The sequence below is a fragment of the Pseudomonas sp. XK-1 genome (genome assembly GCF_038069885.1).
Classification (GTDB): domain Bacteria; phylum Pseudomonadota; class Gammaproteobacteria; order Pseudomonadales; family Pseudomonadaceae; genus Aquipseudomonas.
This window is the reverse complement of the sequence record NZ_JBBPES010000002.1, coordinates 233,569-246,557: the sequence shown is the minus strand read 5'-3', so window position 1 is coordinate 246,557 and position 12,989 is coordinate 233,569. Positions and strand designations below refer to the sequence as shown.

12 protein-coding genes are annotated in these 12,989 nt (G+C 61.2%); all 12 read left to right on the top strand.

What is annotated here, in order from left to right; all coding sequences use genetic code 11:
* The first annotated feature begins 22 nt into the window (after window positions 1-22).
* The 12 genes from flgB (at window position 23) to WMW70_RS06760 (ending at window position 12,919) form a co-directional block, all read left to right on the top strand.
* Window positions 23-430 (top strand): flagellar basal body rod protein FlgB, encoded by a 408-nt coding sequence (gene flgB / locus WMW70_RS06815; protein WP_341436766.1) that lies wholly within the window; start codon window positions 23-25, stop codon window positions 428-430.
* 15 nt (window positions 431-445) lie between these two features.
* Window positions 446-889, top strand: a complete 444-nt coding sequence (gene flgC / locus WMW70_RS06810) for a flagellar basal body rod protein FlgC (protein WP_341436765.1) — start codon at window positions 446-448, stop codon at window positions 887-889.
* A 27-nt stretch (window positions 890-916) separates the two neighbouring features.
* Complete coding sequence (gene flgD / locus WMW70_RS06805; protein WP_341436764.1) at window positions 917-1,585, top strand: flagellar hook assembly protein FlgD; 669 nt, start codon at window positions 917-919, stop codon at window positions 1,583-1,585.
* 43 nt (window positions 1,586-1,628) lie between these two features.
* Window positions 1,629-3,032: a flagellar hook protein FlgE gene (locus WMW70_RS06800; protein ID WP_341436763.1), complete on the top strand. Its 1,404-nt coding sequence runs from the start codon at window positions 1,629-1,631 to the stop codon at window positions 3,030-3,032.
* Between the two features lie 195 nt (window positions 3,033-3,227).
* The gene (locus tag WMW70_RS06795; protein WP_341436762.1) at window positions 3,228-3,968 is read left to right on the top strand and encodes a flagellar basal body rod protein FlgF; all 741 of its coding nucleotides are present in this window, start codon (window positions 3,228-3,230) and stop codon (window positions 3,966-3,968) included.
* A 46-nt stretch (window positions 3,969-4,014) separates the two neighbouring features.
* On the top strand, window positions 4,015-4,800 hold the full coding sequence (flgG, locus tag WMW70_RS06790) for a flagellar basal-body rod protein FlgG (protein ID WP_325504350.1): 786 nt from the start codon (window positions 4,015-4,017) through the stop codon (window positions 4,798-4,800).
* A gap of 98 nt (window positions 4,801-4,898) precedes the next feature.
* Window positions 4,899-5,618 (top strand): flagellar basal body L-ring protein FlgH, encoded by a 720-nt coding sequence (gene flgH, locus WMW70_RS06785; protein ID WP_341436761.1) that lies wholly within the window; start codon window positions 4,899-4,901, stop codon window positions 5,616-5,618.
* 11 nt (window positions 5,619-5,629) lie between these two features.
* Window positions 5,630-6,733 (top strand): flagellar basal body P-ring protein FlgI, encoded by a 1,104-nt coding sequence (locus tag WMW70_RS06780; RefSeq protein ID WP_325504346.1) that lies wholly within the window; start codon window positions 5,630-5,632, stop codon window positions 6,731-6,733.
* Between the two features lie 13 nt (window positions 6,734-6,746).
* Complete coding sequence (gene flgJ / locus WMW70_RS06775) at window positions 6,747-7,919, top strand: flagellar assembly peptidoglycan hydrolase FlgJ (protein ID WP_341436760.1); 1,173 nt, start codon at window positions 6,747-6,749, stop codon at window positions 7,917-7,919.
* A 6-nt stretch (window positions 7,920-7,925) separates the two neighbouring features.
* Window positions 7,926-9,965 (top strand): flagellar hook-associated protein FlgK, encoded by a 2,040-nt coding sequence (flgK, locus tag WMW70_RS06770; protein WP_341436759.1) that lies wholly within the window; start codon window positions 7,926-7,928, stop codon window positions 9,963-9,965.
* Window positions 9,966-10,005: 40 nt separating this feature from the next.
* Window positions 10,006-11,685, top strand: a complete 1,680-nt coding sequence (locus tag WMW70_RS06765; RefSeq protein WP_341436758.1) for a flagellar hook-associated protein 3 — start codon at window positions 10,006-10,008, stop codon at window positions 11,683-11,685.
* Window positions 11,686-11,863: 178 nt separating this feature from the next.
* Complete coding sequence (locus WMW70_RS06760) at window positions 11,864-12,919, top strand: class I SAM-dependent methyltransferase (RefSeq protein ID WP_341436757.1); 1,056 nt, start codon at window positions 11,864-11,866, stop codon at window positions 12,917-12,919.
* Window positions 12,920-12,989 lie beyond the last annotated feature (70 nt).

The following is a 12,989-nucleotide window of genomic DNA, read 5'->3' as shown; positions in this document are numbered from 1 at the left end:
CAACCGGCAAAGGTTTCTGACCATGAGCATCAGTTTCGATCGGGCACTCGGCATCCATCAGCAGGCACTCGGCTTTCGCTCCCAGCGTGCGGAAGTCCTGGCCAACAACATCGCCAACGCCGACACGCCGAATTACAAGGCGCGCGACCTGGAGTTCGCCACGGTGCTGGCCGAGCAGAGTGCCAAGACCCAGCGCGGCCCGGTCAACCTGAATCGTACCGATAGCCGGCATATCGCTGCCGATGGCATCCAGGTGGGGGAAGCCGAACTGGCCTACCGCACACCGTTCCATCCATCGATTGATCAGAACACCGTCGATCTGCAGATCGAGCAATCCAACTACGCGGAAAACTCGGTGCAGTTCCAGGCCAGTTTCACCTTGCTCAACAGCAAATTCAAAGGGCTGGTCAGCGCCCTGCGCGGCGATTAACAGGAGTCCGATGCCATGTCCCTAGCCAGTGTGTTCAATATCGCCGGAACCGGCATGAGTGCCCAGAGCACTCGGCTGAATACCATTTCCAGCAACATCGCCAACGCCGAGTCGGTGTCATCGAGCATCGACCAGACCTATCGCGCCCGTCATCCGGTGTTTTCCACCGTGTTCGAGCAGGCGCAGAACGGTGATCGCGGCTCGCTGTTCGCCGATCAGGACCAGGCCGGTCTCGGTGTTCAGGTGCTGGGCATCGTCGAGGATCAGAGCAGCCTGGTGCCGCGCTACGAGCCCAATCATCCGGCTGCCGATGCAGGCGGCTATGTGTATTACCCCAACGTCAATGTGGTGGAAGAAATGGCGGACATGATTTCCGCCAGCCGGGCCTTCCAGACCAACGTTGAAATGATGAATACCGCCAAGCAGATGATGCAGCGCGTATTGACCCTGGGTCAGTAAGCCGTCGGGCACAAGGAGCGCATGAGTATGAGCACTGTAGGCGATGTCAGTGGTACGGCACTGGATCAGTACCAGATCAAGAATCAGAACACGGCCAACAAGGAGCTGGGCAAGAATGAGTTCCTCAACCTGTTGGTGGCGCAGTTGAACAACCAGAATCCGCTGGAGCCGCAGGGCAACGGCGAGTTTATTGCCCAGCTGGCGCAGTTCAGCCAGGTGGAAGGGATCGAGAAGCTGAACACCAGCATGGGCTCGCTGCTCAGCGGCTACCAGTCTTCCCAGGCCCTGCAGGCCTCTTCGCTGGTCGGTCGCAAGGTGATAGTGCCATCGGAGACGGCGGTGGTCGACACCAGCGAGAGCTTCAAGGCCAGCCTGGTGCTGCCAACCAGCAGCAGCAACGTCTACGTCAACGTCTACGACAAGACCGGGGCGGCGGTGAGCCGCATCAATATGGGCGAGCAGGCCGCCGGCAATGTCAGCTTTATCTGGGACGGCAAGGATGCCAGCGGCAATCTATTGCCGCCCGGCACCTACAAGTTTGAAGCGCAGGCGACTTACGAGGGCGAGACCAAGGGGCTTTACACCATGCTTCCGGCCAACGTCGACAGTGTGGTCCTGGGCGGCAGCGAGTTGATGCTCAACCTGGCGGGGCTGGGCAGTGTGCCGCTGTCCCAGGTGCAGGTCATCGGTCAGTAACCAACAGCTTTGAGTGCCGGCTGTTCCGGCAAAGGAGACTTCCATGTCGTTCAATATCGGTTTGAGTGGCCTGCGCGCTGCGAGCAGTGACCTCAACGTCACCGGCAACAATATCGCCAACGCTGGTACGGCCGGCTTCAAGCAGTCCCGGGCGGAGTTCGCCGATGTCTATGCGGCCTCGGTGCTCGGCTCCGGCAAGAACGCCCAGGGCAGCGGGGTGCTGCTGAGCAACGTGTCGCAACTGTTCAATCAGGGCAATATCAACTACACACAGAATGCCCTGGACCTGGCGATCAACGGCAATGGCTTCTTCCAGACCAGCAATAACGGCGAGGTCAGCTATACCCGTGCCGGTTACTTCGGTACCGACCGTGACGGCTTTATGGTGAACAACTTCGGTTACAAGCTGCAGGGCTATCCGGTCGACGATAACGGCAACCTGCAGAATGGCGTGATCAGCGACCTGCGCATCGAAACCGCCAGTCAGGCCCCGCGGGCGACTACCGCCCTCAACCAGACCTTCAACCTGAACTCGACCAATACCGTGCCGGCAACCTGGCAGGGCGCTTATGACACCTCGATTGCCGGTGCCGTGGATCCCCTGAACCCGACTGCCGCGGAAATCGCCGCGGCCGAAGCGGTGGCCAATGCTTCCTTCGATCCGGCCGACCCGACCACCTACAACTCGTCCACCTCCACCAATGTCTACGACACCCAGGGCAATGCCCATGTACTGACCCAGTACTTCGTCAAGACCGGGGCCAACCAGTGGCAGATGAATGTGCTGATCGACGGGCGCAATCCGGCCGACCCGACTTCGACCGTGCCCTATGCGATGGAGGTCGGCTTTACGGCCAGCGGCGAGCTGGACACCGCCAGCCTGGTCTCCAGTCCGAGCTTTACCGTCGACGCCAACGGGCGTTTCACCCTGAATGACTGGGTGCCGGCGGCCTCCGACGGCGGTACGCCGCCGGTATGGTCGGGCAATGGGGCCGATGCCAATGCCGCCGGCATACTGGTCGATCTGCGCAGTTCCACCCAGTTCTCCAGCTCGTTCGCGGTCAACAGCGTCAGCCAGGATGGTTACACCACCGGCCAGTTGGCCGGCCTGGAGATTGACGATACCGGGGTTATCTTCGCTCGTTACACCAACGGCCAGTCCAAGGTGCAGGGGCAGGTGATTCTGGCCAACTTCGCCAATGTGCAGGGGCTGACGCCTGTGGGTAAAACCGCCTGGGTGCAATCCTTCTCCTCGGGCGAGCCGGTGGTCGGCACGCCGCGCAGCGGTACGCTGGGTGCGCTGCAGTCCGGCGCGCTGGAAGACTCCAACGTCGAGCTGTCCGACCAGCTGGTCAACCTGATCGTGGCGCAGCGCAACTACCAGGCCAACGCCAAGACCATTGAAACCGAGAGTGCCATCACCCAGACCATCATCAACCTGCGTTGATAGGCTGGCCCTGAGCCTGCCGCAGGCGGCAAGGAATCGCCGGGCGATTGTCGGAAGGGCTCCATTCGGAGCCCTTTCTATTTTTTAAAAAACCATATTTTTCAGTGTCTTATAGTTGTTATTCGGGGCTGGCATAGCTATTGCTTTATAGCTTGTACAGAGCAGCGGGCGGCAAGCCCAACTCGGAGAATGACCATGGACAAGATGCTGTACGTTTCCATGACTGGGGCCCACCAGAACAGCCTGGCCCAGCGTGCCCACGCCAACAACCTGGCGAATATCTCGACCACCGGCTTTCGCCGCGATTTCGAGCAGGCGCGGGCCATGCCGATTTTTGGTGACAGTTATCCGTCGCGGGTCTACGCCATGAGCGAGCGCCCGGGCACCGATTTCACCCCAGGTTCGCTGCAGGAAACCGGCCGTGACCTCGACGTGGCAATTGGCGGCCAGGGTTGGCTGGCCGTGCAGGCGGCTGACGGCGGCGAAGCCTATGTGCGTACCGCCAGCCTGAATGTCGATGCCCTGGGCGTGCTGCGTACCGGCAACGGCTTGCCGGTGATGGGCAATGCCGGGCCTATCGCCGTGCCGCCCGAGCAGAAGATCGAGATCGGTCAGGACGGCACCATCAGCATTCGCGCCCTCGGTGAGGCCCCCAACGTGCTGGCCGAGGTCGACCGCCTGAAGCTGGTCAATCCGGATCTCAAGCAGATGGAGAAGGGCGCTGACGGCCTGATCCGTTTCAAGGGCCAGGGCCAGGTGCAAGCCGATGCGACCGTCCAGGTGACCTCGGGCTTTCTCGAGTCGAGCAACGTCAATGCCGTGGAAGAGATGACTGCGATTCTCTCCCTGTCCCGCCAATTCGAACTGCAAGTAAAGATGATGCGCACTGCCGAAGAGAATTCGACAGCCATGGCGCGCGTCTTGCAGATGACCTAATTATCAGCACGCGGCGTCGGTAAAACGACGCCCGAGGAGAATCGCTATGCTTCCGGCACTGTGGGTCAGCAAGACCGGTCTGTCCGCCCAGGACATGAACCTGACCACCATTTCCAACAACCTGGCCAACGTCTCGACCACCGGCTTCAAGCGCGATCGCGCCGAGTTCGAGGACCTGCTGTACCAGATCCGTCGCCAACCCGGCGGCCAGTCCAGCCAGGACAGCCAACTGCCTTCCGGCCTGCAACTGGGTACCGGTGTGCGGGTGGTGGGCACGCAGAAGATCTTCACCGCCGGCAGCCTGCAGACCACCGAGCAGCCGCTGGATATGGCGATCAACGGCCGCGGCTTCTTCCAGGTGTTGATGCCCGATGGCACCGTGTCCTATACCCGTGACGGCAGCTTTCATCTGAACTCCGACGGTCAGGTGGTCACCTCCAATGGCTATGCCCTGGAGCCAGCGATCGTCCTGCCCAACGAAGTGCGCACCTTTACCGTGGGTGAAGACGGCACCGTCTCGGTGACCACCTCCGGCAATCCGCAGCCACAGATCGTCGGCAACCTGCAGACCGCCGACTTTATCAACCCGGCGGGCCTGGAAGCGATTGGCAACAACCTGTTCCTGGAAACCGCCTCCAGCGGCGCGCCCCAGGTCGGTACACCAGGCTTGAACGGACTGGGCACCACCCTGCAGAACACCCTGGAAAATTCCAACGTCAGCGTGGTTGAGGAGCTGGTCAATATGATCACCACCCAGCGCGCCTACGAGATGAACTCCAAGGTGATTTCCACCGCCGATCAGATGCTCGGCTTTATTTCGCAGAATCTTTAAGGCACCGGGCGTAGCGGCTTAAACCGCCAGGCCCAGTAGGCATGGCCCCATGGAGGGGTTCAGCCACCCTGCAACGTGCAACACCTGAGGTAGTAGATATGAACCGGCTGATGATCTTTCTCGCGCTGCTTGGCCCCCTGGCCCTGAGCGGCTGCATGGCCCCCGCGCCAAAGCCGAATGACCCCTATTACGCTCCCGTGTTGCCGCGCACGCCGCTGCCGGCTTCGCAAAATAACGGTTCGATCTATCAGGCCGGCTTCGAGAACAACCTGTTTGGCGACCGCAAGGCCTACCGCGTCGGCGACATCATCACCATCACCCTGAATGAGCGGACCCAGGCCAGCAAGAACAGCAGCAGCCAGATCAGCAAAGACAGCTCGGCCAACCTCGGTGTGCCCAACCTGTTCGGCATGGCTGTGTCTCCGAAGAACCCCCTGGCAGGCCTGAGCGCGCTAGGCATGACCAATGACACCCTGGGCCTGGATGCCAGCTTTGAAGCCACCCGTTCCGCCGACGGTTCCGGCCAGGCTGGGCAGAGCAACAGCCTCACCGGCTCGATCACCGTGTCGGTGGCCGAAGTGATGCCCAACGGTATCCTGCTGGTGCGCGGCGAGAAGTGGATGACCCTCAACACTGGCGATGAGCTGGTGCGCATTGCCGGCCTGGTGCGGGCGGACGATATCGCCACCGACAACACCGTGTCCTCGACCCGCATCGCCGATGCGCGTATCACCTACTCGGGCACCGGGGCCTTTGCCGACGCGTCCCAGCCGGGTTGGATGAGCCGTTTCTTTCTTAGCCCAATGTGGCCGTTCTGAGGATGGCCACCATGACGCTTAGCAAATACCTGCTTGCCGCTGCAGCCCTGCTGCTGGCTTCCCTGGCCCAGGCCGAACGGCTCAAGGACCTGGCCAGCATCCAGGGCGTGCGCACCAACCAGTTGATCGGCTACGGCCTGGTGGTTGGCCTCAACGGCAGTGGCGACCAGACCACCCAGACGCCGTTCACCGTACAGACCTTCAACAACATGATGGCCCAGTTCGGCATCAAGGTGCCCCAGGGCGGCAATGTGCAGCTGAAGAACGTCGCCGCGGTGTCCATTCATGCCGACCTGCCGGCGTTCGCCCGGCCGGGGCAGACCATCGACATCACCGTCTCCTCCATCGGCAACGCCAAGAGCCTGCGCGGTGGCAGCCTGCTGATGACCCCGCTGAAGGGCATTGACGGCAACGTCTACGCCATCGCCCAGGGCAACCTGGTGGTCGGCGGTTTCGACGCTGAAGGCGGCGACGGTTCGCGGATTACCGTCAACGTGCCGTCGGCCGGGCGTATTCCCGGTGGTGCCACGGTCGAGCGGCCGGTGCCGAGCGGTTTCGATCAAGGCAATTACCTGACCCTCAACCTCAATCGCCCGGATTTCACCACGGCGAAAAACATCGTCGACCATATCAACGAACTGCTTGGCCCTGGCGTGGCCCAGGCCCTGGATGGCGGCTCGGTGCGCGTCAGCGCGCCACTGGACCCCAACCAGCGCGTCGACTACCTGTCGATCCTGGAAAACCTCGAAGTGCAGGTGGGCCAGGCCGTGGCCAAGGTCATCATCAATTCGCGTACCGGCACCATCGTCATCGGCCAGAACGTGCGCGTGCAGCCGGCGGCGGTGACCCACGGCAGCCTGACCGTGACCATTACCGAAGACCCGATAGTCAGCCAGCCGGAGGCGCTGTCCGGTGGCCAGACCGCCGTGGTGCCGCGCTCGCGGGTGAATGTCGATGAAGCAGCCAAGCCGATGTTCAAGTTCGGCCCAGGGACCACGCTGGATGAGATCGTCCGCGCGGTGAATCAGGTGGGTGCTTCGCCTTCCGACCTTATGGCCATCCTGGAGGCGCTGAAGCAAGCCGGCGCTCTGCAGGCTGACCTGATCGTTATTTAAGGGAGCGCACGCTATGGACTCTCGTCTTTCAGCCGGTTTGCTCGGTGGCACCACCGCCCTCGACAGCGGTGCCTATAACGATCTCAATCGCCTCAACCAGTTCAAGATCGGTGGCGACAGCGAAAAGAACATCAAGAAGGTGGCTCAGGAATTCGAGTCGCTGTTTCTCAACGAGATGCTCAAGGCCATGCGCTCGGCCAACGAAGTGTTCGGTGAAGGCAACTTCATGAACAGCAACGAGAGCAAGACCTACCAGGACATGCACGACCAGCAGCTGTCGGTGACCATGTCCAATCATCAGAACGGCATCGGCCTGGCCGACGTGCTGGTGCGGCAAATGTCGCAGATCAAGGATGCCGGCAGCCGGCCCAATCCCTTCGCCCAGGTCGATGAGCCGGTGCCCAGCGCGCCGAGCAAGCCTCTGGCCAAGGTTGATAGTGCGCGTGACGACACCTCGTTGCTCAACCAGCGCCGCCTGTCGCTGCCGGGCAAGCTGACCGATCGTCTGCTGGCGGGTATCGTGCCGGCCACCGGCTCGCCGGAGGCCCAGACCCTGGCGCAGAATGACTGGATCCCGGCCAAGGCCTTCGCCGCCCCCGCTGATACGGCCTTGAGCCTGAATGGCAGCGACGCCATCACCGGTCGTCGTCTGGCCCAGCCGCCTCTGGCACCCGGCAAGGCGGCGTTTGCTTCGAAGGACGAGTTTATTGCCGCCATGCTGCCGATGGCCGAGCAGGCGGCGCAGAAGATCGGCGTCGATCCCCGCTACCTGGTGGCCCAGGCCGCGCTGGAAACCGGCTGGGGCAAGTCGATCATCCGCCAGCAGGATGGCAGCAGCAGCCACAACCTGTTCGGCATCAAGAGCCACAACAGCTGGGAGGGCGACTCGGCCCGGGTGCTGACCACCGAATACCGTGGCGGCAAGGCGGTCAAGGAAGCGGCGTCCTTCCGCGCCTATGACTCCTACGCCCACAGCTTTGACGATTATGTGAGCTTTCTGCAGGGCAATGGCCGTTACGAGAAGGCCCTGGCCAGCACCGACAAGCCCGAGCAGTTCGCCCGCGAGCTGCAGAAGGCCGGTTACGCCACCGACCCCCAGTACGCGCGCAAGATCGCCCAGATAGCGCGGCAGATGCAGACCTATCAGACAGTCGCGGCCGTCAGTACGCCGTCCACCAACGGATGATGAAACATGGCTGACCTACTCAGTATTGGCCTGTCCGGGCTGTCGGCGAACAAGACCTCGCTGGCGGTCACCGGCCACAATATAACCAACGTCAACACCCCGGGGTTCTCGCGTCAGGAGACCATCCAGGCTACGCGCGTTCCGCAGTTCAGTGGTGCGGGTTATATCGGCTCAGGCACCACGTTGGTCGATGTGCGGCGTATCTACAACGAGTTTCTCAATACCCAAGTGCGCAGCAGTACGGCGCTCAACAGTGATACGCAAAGCTACCTTAGCCAGATCAACCAGCTCGACTCGTTGTTGGCCGGCAGTACTACGGGAATCAATCCGGGCCTGCAGAAGGTGTTCGCCGCGCTGCAAACCGCCGCCGAAGACCCCGCCAACATTCCCGCGCGACAGCTGGCATTGTCCGAGGCCGAGGGTTTGGCCAAGCGCTTCAATACCGTGTACGACCGGTTGTACGAGCAAAACGCGTTTATCAACAAGCAACTGTCGGCGGTGACGGATCAGGTCAACCAACTGGCCGGCGCGATTGCCGGTTACAACGATGCCATCGCCGTGGCAGCTTCCAATGGCCAGCAACCCAACGACCTGCTCGATGCCCGCGAAGAAGCGGTGCGCAAGCTCTCGACCTTTATCGGCGTCACCGTGGTGGCGCAGGATGACAGCAGCTACAACCTGTTCGTCGGCTCGGGCCAACCCTTGGTGGTGGGCAGCCAGGCATCAAGACTGGAAGTGACACCGGGGCTGTCCGATCCGCTGCGCAGTGAGGTGCAGTTTGTCAGCGGTCAGGCGAGCCAAGGTATTACTTCGTTGATCACGGGTGGCGAGATGGGAGGCTTGATTCGTTATCGCCAGGATGTGCTGGATGTCACGCTGAATTCGGTAGGACGTTTGGCTCTGTCGGTCACCGATCAGATCAATCGTCAGCTGGGTCAGGGGCTGGACCTCAATGGCCAGTTCGGTAATGGCTTGTTTCGCGAGCTCAATGATCCACTGCTAACCGGTCAGCGCAGCCTGGCGCGTATCGGCAACAGTGACAGCAGCGCTAACCTCAATGTGCTGATCGAGGACACCACCCAGCTAACTACCAGCGATTATGAAGTGGAATTCACCAGCGCCACGGATTACACCGTGCGGCGTATCAGTGACGGTACTGGTTTCGGTCCATTCGACATTACCGTGGTACCGGCGGCGGAGTTCGATGGCATCTCGCTGAATGTCGCCAGTGGCACCTTTGCCGCCGGCGATCGTTTTCGCGTCCTGCCGACTCGTAATGCGGGTGAGTCCATCCGCGCTGATATGAAACGGCCGGAAGAGCTGGCATTTGCCGCACCCCTGAAGTCGCAAACCAGTCCAGCGAATATCGGCACGGGGGTGATCAGTCAGGCTTCATTGTTGACTGAAATCGACATCTATGACCCGGTGGCTCAGGCTGATTTTGAAACCAGTTTGCGCAATGCACCACCGCTACGCATCGTCATGGGGGCCGGTGGTGGGGCGACTCAGGGCTACGACGTGGTCGATATCAACGGCAACGTCATCGATACCGGGGTAATCGTCCCTGGGCAGGACAACAACCTGACTATCACAGTGCCCGCGGCAGTCGGCCCGCCTGTAGTGCCGATGTCCTTCGATTATGAGGTGAGCATCAGTGGTCGGCCGCAGGGTGGCGACAATTTTTCGGTTTCTTTCAACACCAATGGGGTGTCTGATAACCGTAATGCTCTGAAGCTGATTGATCTGCAGAGCCGCACGACGATCGGTATTAATCCCCTTGCTCCGACGACTACCGGCTCAAGCTTTACCGATGCCTATGGCGATTTGGTGGAACGGGTCGGTACCCTGACCAGCCAGGCGCGGGTCGATGGCGAGGCCACCGGAGCTATTCTCAAGCAGGCTACCGATAACCGCGATTCGGTGTCGGCGGTCAACCTCGATGAAGAGGCGGCCAAATTGATTCAGTTCGAGCAGTACTACCAGGCTTCGGCGCAGATCATTCAAGTTGCGCGCAATCTGTTCGATACATTGATTAATTCGTTCTGACGTCACCTTCAGTGGCGTCCGGGGCAATGAGGTTAGCTTTATGGTCATGCGCATCTCCTCCATCCAGGCATTCAATAACGGTGTGTCCGGTCTCGGGCGCAATTACGCCAACGTGATTCGCACCCAGGAGCAGATCAGCAGCGGTAATCGTATCCTCACCCCGGCGGACGATCCGGTGGCCTCGGTGCGTTTGCTCCAGCTCGAGCAGCAGCAAGCGGTGCTCAAGCAATACAAGGAAAACCTCACAGCGGCGAAGAACAGCCTGACTCAGGAAGAGACCACCCTGGCCTCGACGGTCAACGTGCTGCAGCGCATCCGCGAACTGGCGGTGCAGGCCGGTGGCGGCGCGCTGTCGGGAGAGGACCGTAAATCCATCGCCAAGGAACTGGGCGAGCGCGAAAGCGAACTGCTCAACCTGATGAACAGCCGCAACGCCCGTGGCGAATACCTGTTCAGCGGATTTCTTGGTAAGACCGAACCTTTTCTGCGTAACCCGGACGGTACCTATTCCTATCAGGGGGACGAAGGCCAGCGCAGCTTGCAGGTGGCGGGCTCGAGCAACGTGGCGATCAACGATAACGGTCAACGTCTATTCGAAGACGTGATCAACGCCAACCGCGTGCAGGAAACCAATGGGGTGAGCAACGCCGCGCTGCCGACCCCGCCGTTGCCGGCGACCACCATACCGGCTGTGCCCAGCGCCGATCAGCGGGTGTTTATCTCGCCCGGCCTGGTACAAGACAACCAGGCGTTCAACGCCGACTTCCGCAGCGCCGAGCCTTACTCGCTGGTATTCGTCAGCGGCAACGAGTTCCGTATCTATGATGGTGCCGGTACCGACGTTACCTCGGAAATCCCAGGCGGTGGGCAGATCGACCCCTTGGCCAATGGCGGCAACGCGATCAATTTCCGCGGCATGCGCTTCGAGCTGGACGTGATTCTGCAGGACGGCGACAACGACCTCGATCTCGACAGTCTGCTGGCCGATACTGCAACGCCGGGGTCGCCGGGGATCAATACCCACAGCTTTACCCTGCAGTCCGCACCGACCGACTTCGCGGTTACCCGCTCATCGACCAATAACTCGACTGCCGTGATCACGTCCGGCGGTATCAGCAACCAGGCGACGTTCGACAGCCAGTTCCCGACTTCGGGCATCGTCCTGCGCTTTACCAACAGCACCGACTATGAGGTCTATGCCCAGCCCGTGGGGCCTTCCAGTCCGGCCATTGCAACCGGTACCGCCGCCGGGCCTTATCCGTCGACCTTTACCGTGTTCGGTGCCGACTTCAGTATTTCCGCGCCCGCGACTGTGGCGGGGGGCGACGAGTTCGGCGTGCAGCCGCAGTTCCAGGAACAGCGCAGCATCCTCAATACCATCAGCCGCTTGCGCCAGGCGCTGGAATCCTCGCCGACCTCGCCGGCGGGCAACCTGTCGATTCGCAACGAAGTGGCGATCGGCCTGACCAACCTCGACAACGGCCTGGGCAAGGTGCTCGAAGTGCAAACCGAAATCGGTGCGCGCCTGAACCTGATCGACACCACCGAGATCGACAACGAGGACGTCACCCTGGTCAACAAGTCCGTGCAGGCCGACCTGCGCGAGCTGGACTACGCCGAAGCGCTGTCGCGCTTGTCGTTCCAGACCATCGTGCTCGAAGCGGCGCAGCAGAGTTATGTGAAGATCGCCGGGTTGAACCTGTTCAACCAGTTGCGCTAAACCATCCCTGGAGGGCGCTCCTCGCGCCTTCCGCGTCCCGTTTACCACTCGCGCCGAGTTGGCCGATTTCTTGCTGCTACCCTCATCAGTATGGCCTTTGGCCAAATCATTGACGTTTTTCCGTCAGCGTCGGGTGGGTTCCCTGGCGCGTCCGACGTGATCCGCACATGAGGCTTTCATGGCAAGCGATCTGCAAGCAAGCAAGGAACAGGCTTACCAGGCCTTCGCCGCGGGCGATTTCGCCACGGCTTTGGCGCTGCTCGAACAGGTTCGGCAAGGCGTCGGCCTGTATGCCGAATTGGCCAACGATCTGGCCGTAATTCATCACAAGCTGGGCGATACGCCGAGCGCCTTGCAGCTGTTTCGCCAGGCCCTGGCGTTGCAAGGCGAAAGCGAGCACCTGGTGGCCAACAACCTGCTCGGTATTCTCGAACAACAGGTGGAGTCGCGGCCTTCGACGCCGCTGGCGCAACAGTCGGTAGCCCCGGCGGCGTCGGCTAGCGCAGCGCCTGCAGTTTATCCCTGCCCGGTATGCAAACAAGCGGATGCCAGCTTTGCCGCTATTCCCGCGTTCTACCGGGAAAACGCCCGCCAGCATGGCTTCGTGCATTATGGCCAGGGTGAGATGACCGCCCACGACAGCTACACCTGCACGCGTTGCGGTGCCTCCGACCGCGAGCGCCTCTACGTTTACTGGATGGAGCAGGAAGTCGCCGCCGGCCGTTTGCCCGAAGGTGCCAAGGTTATGCACTTTGCGCCGGAGCAGGCGATGTCACGGCTGATCCGCGCCAGCCGGTTATTCGATTACGCCACCGCCGATCTGGCGATGCAGGGCGTGGATTATCAGGTCGACCTGATGGACATTCCGTTCGCCGCCGGCACTTACGATTTCTTTATCTGTAGCCATGTGCTCGAGCACGTGGCCGATGACGGCAAGGCGATTCGTGAGCTGCGCCGGATCACCCGTGACGGCGGTTGCGGCATATTAATGGCACCGATCATCGTCGGCATCGAACACACCCTCGAAGACCCCAGCGTGACCGACGAAGCCGGGCGCTGGCGTCTTTATGGGCAGAACGATCACGTGCGGCTGTACGCCCACGATGACTATGTGCGCAAGATCGAGGACAACGGTTTCAGCGTCGACCAGTACGGCATCGACTACTTCGGTGCCGAGGCTTACGCGACAATGGGCCTGAAGCCGAGCAGCATTCTCTACATCGCACGCGCATAACAGCATGGCGGGATCGCCGCACGGATGACCTAAGCTTTTGACAGCCGGCCATCCGAGGACGGCGATCAAC

What these genes read in the sequence shown, in the direction of transcription:
- flgB (WP_341436766.1), top strand. Translation starts at nt 23, where the DNA reads ATGAGCATCAGTTTCGATCGGGCACTCGGCATCCATCAGCAGGCACTC.
- flgC (WP_341436765.1), top strand. Translation starts at nt 446, where the DNA reads ATGTCCCTAGCCAGTGTGTTCAATATCGCCGGAACCGGCATGAGTGCC.
- flgD (WP_341436764.1), top strand. Translation starts at nt 917, where the DNA reads ATGAGCACTGTAGGCGATGTCAGTGGTACGGCACTGGATCAGTACCAG.
- WMW70_RS06800 (WP_341436763.1), top strand. Translation starts at nt 1,629, where the DNA reads ATGTCGTTCAATATCGGTTTGAGTGGCCTGCGCGCTGCGAGCAGTGAC.
- WMW70_RS06795 (WP_341436762.1), top strand. Translation starts at nt 3,228, where the DNA reads ATGGACAAGATGCTGTACGTTTCCATGACTGGGGCCCACCAGAACAGC.
- flgG (WP_325504350.1), top strand. Translation starts at nt 4,015, where the DNA reads ATGCTTCCGGCACTGTGGGTCAGCAAGACCGGTCTGTCCGCCCAGGAC.
- flgH (WP_341436761.1), top strand. Translation starts at nt 4,899, where the DNA reads ATGAACCGGCTGATGATCTTTCTCGCGCTGCTTGGCCCCCTGGCCCTG.
- WMW70_RS06780 (WP_325504346.1), top strand. Translation starts at nt 5,630, where the DNA reads ATGACGCTTAGCAAATACCTGCTTGCCGCTGCAGCCCTGCTGCTGGCT.
- flgJ (WP_341436760.1), top strand. Translation starts at nt 6,747, where the DNA reads ATGGACTCTCGTCTTTCAGCCGGTTTGCTCGGTGGCACCACCGCCCTC.
- flgK (WP_341436759.1), top strand. Translation starts at nt 7,926, where the DNA reads ATGGCTGACCTACTCAGTATTGGCCTGTCCGGGCTGTCGGCGAACAAG.
- WMW70_RS06765 (WP_341436758.1), top strand. Translation starts at nt 10,006, where the DNA reads ATGGTCATGCGCATCTCCTCCATCCAGGCATTCAATAACGGTGTGTCC.
- WMW70_RS06760 (WP_341436757.1), top strand. Translation starts at nt 11,864, where the DNA reads ATGGCAAGCGATCTGCAAGCAAGCAAGGAACAGGCTTACCAGGCCTTC.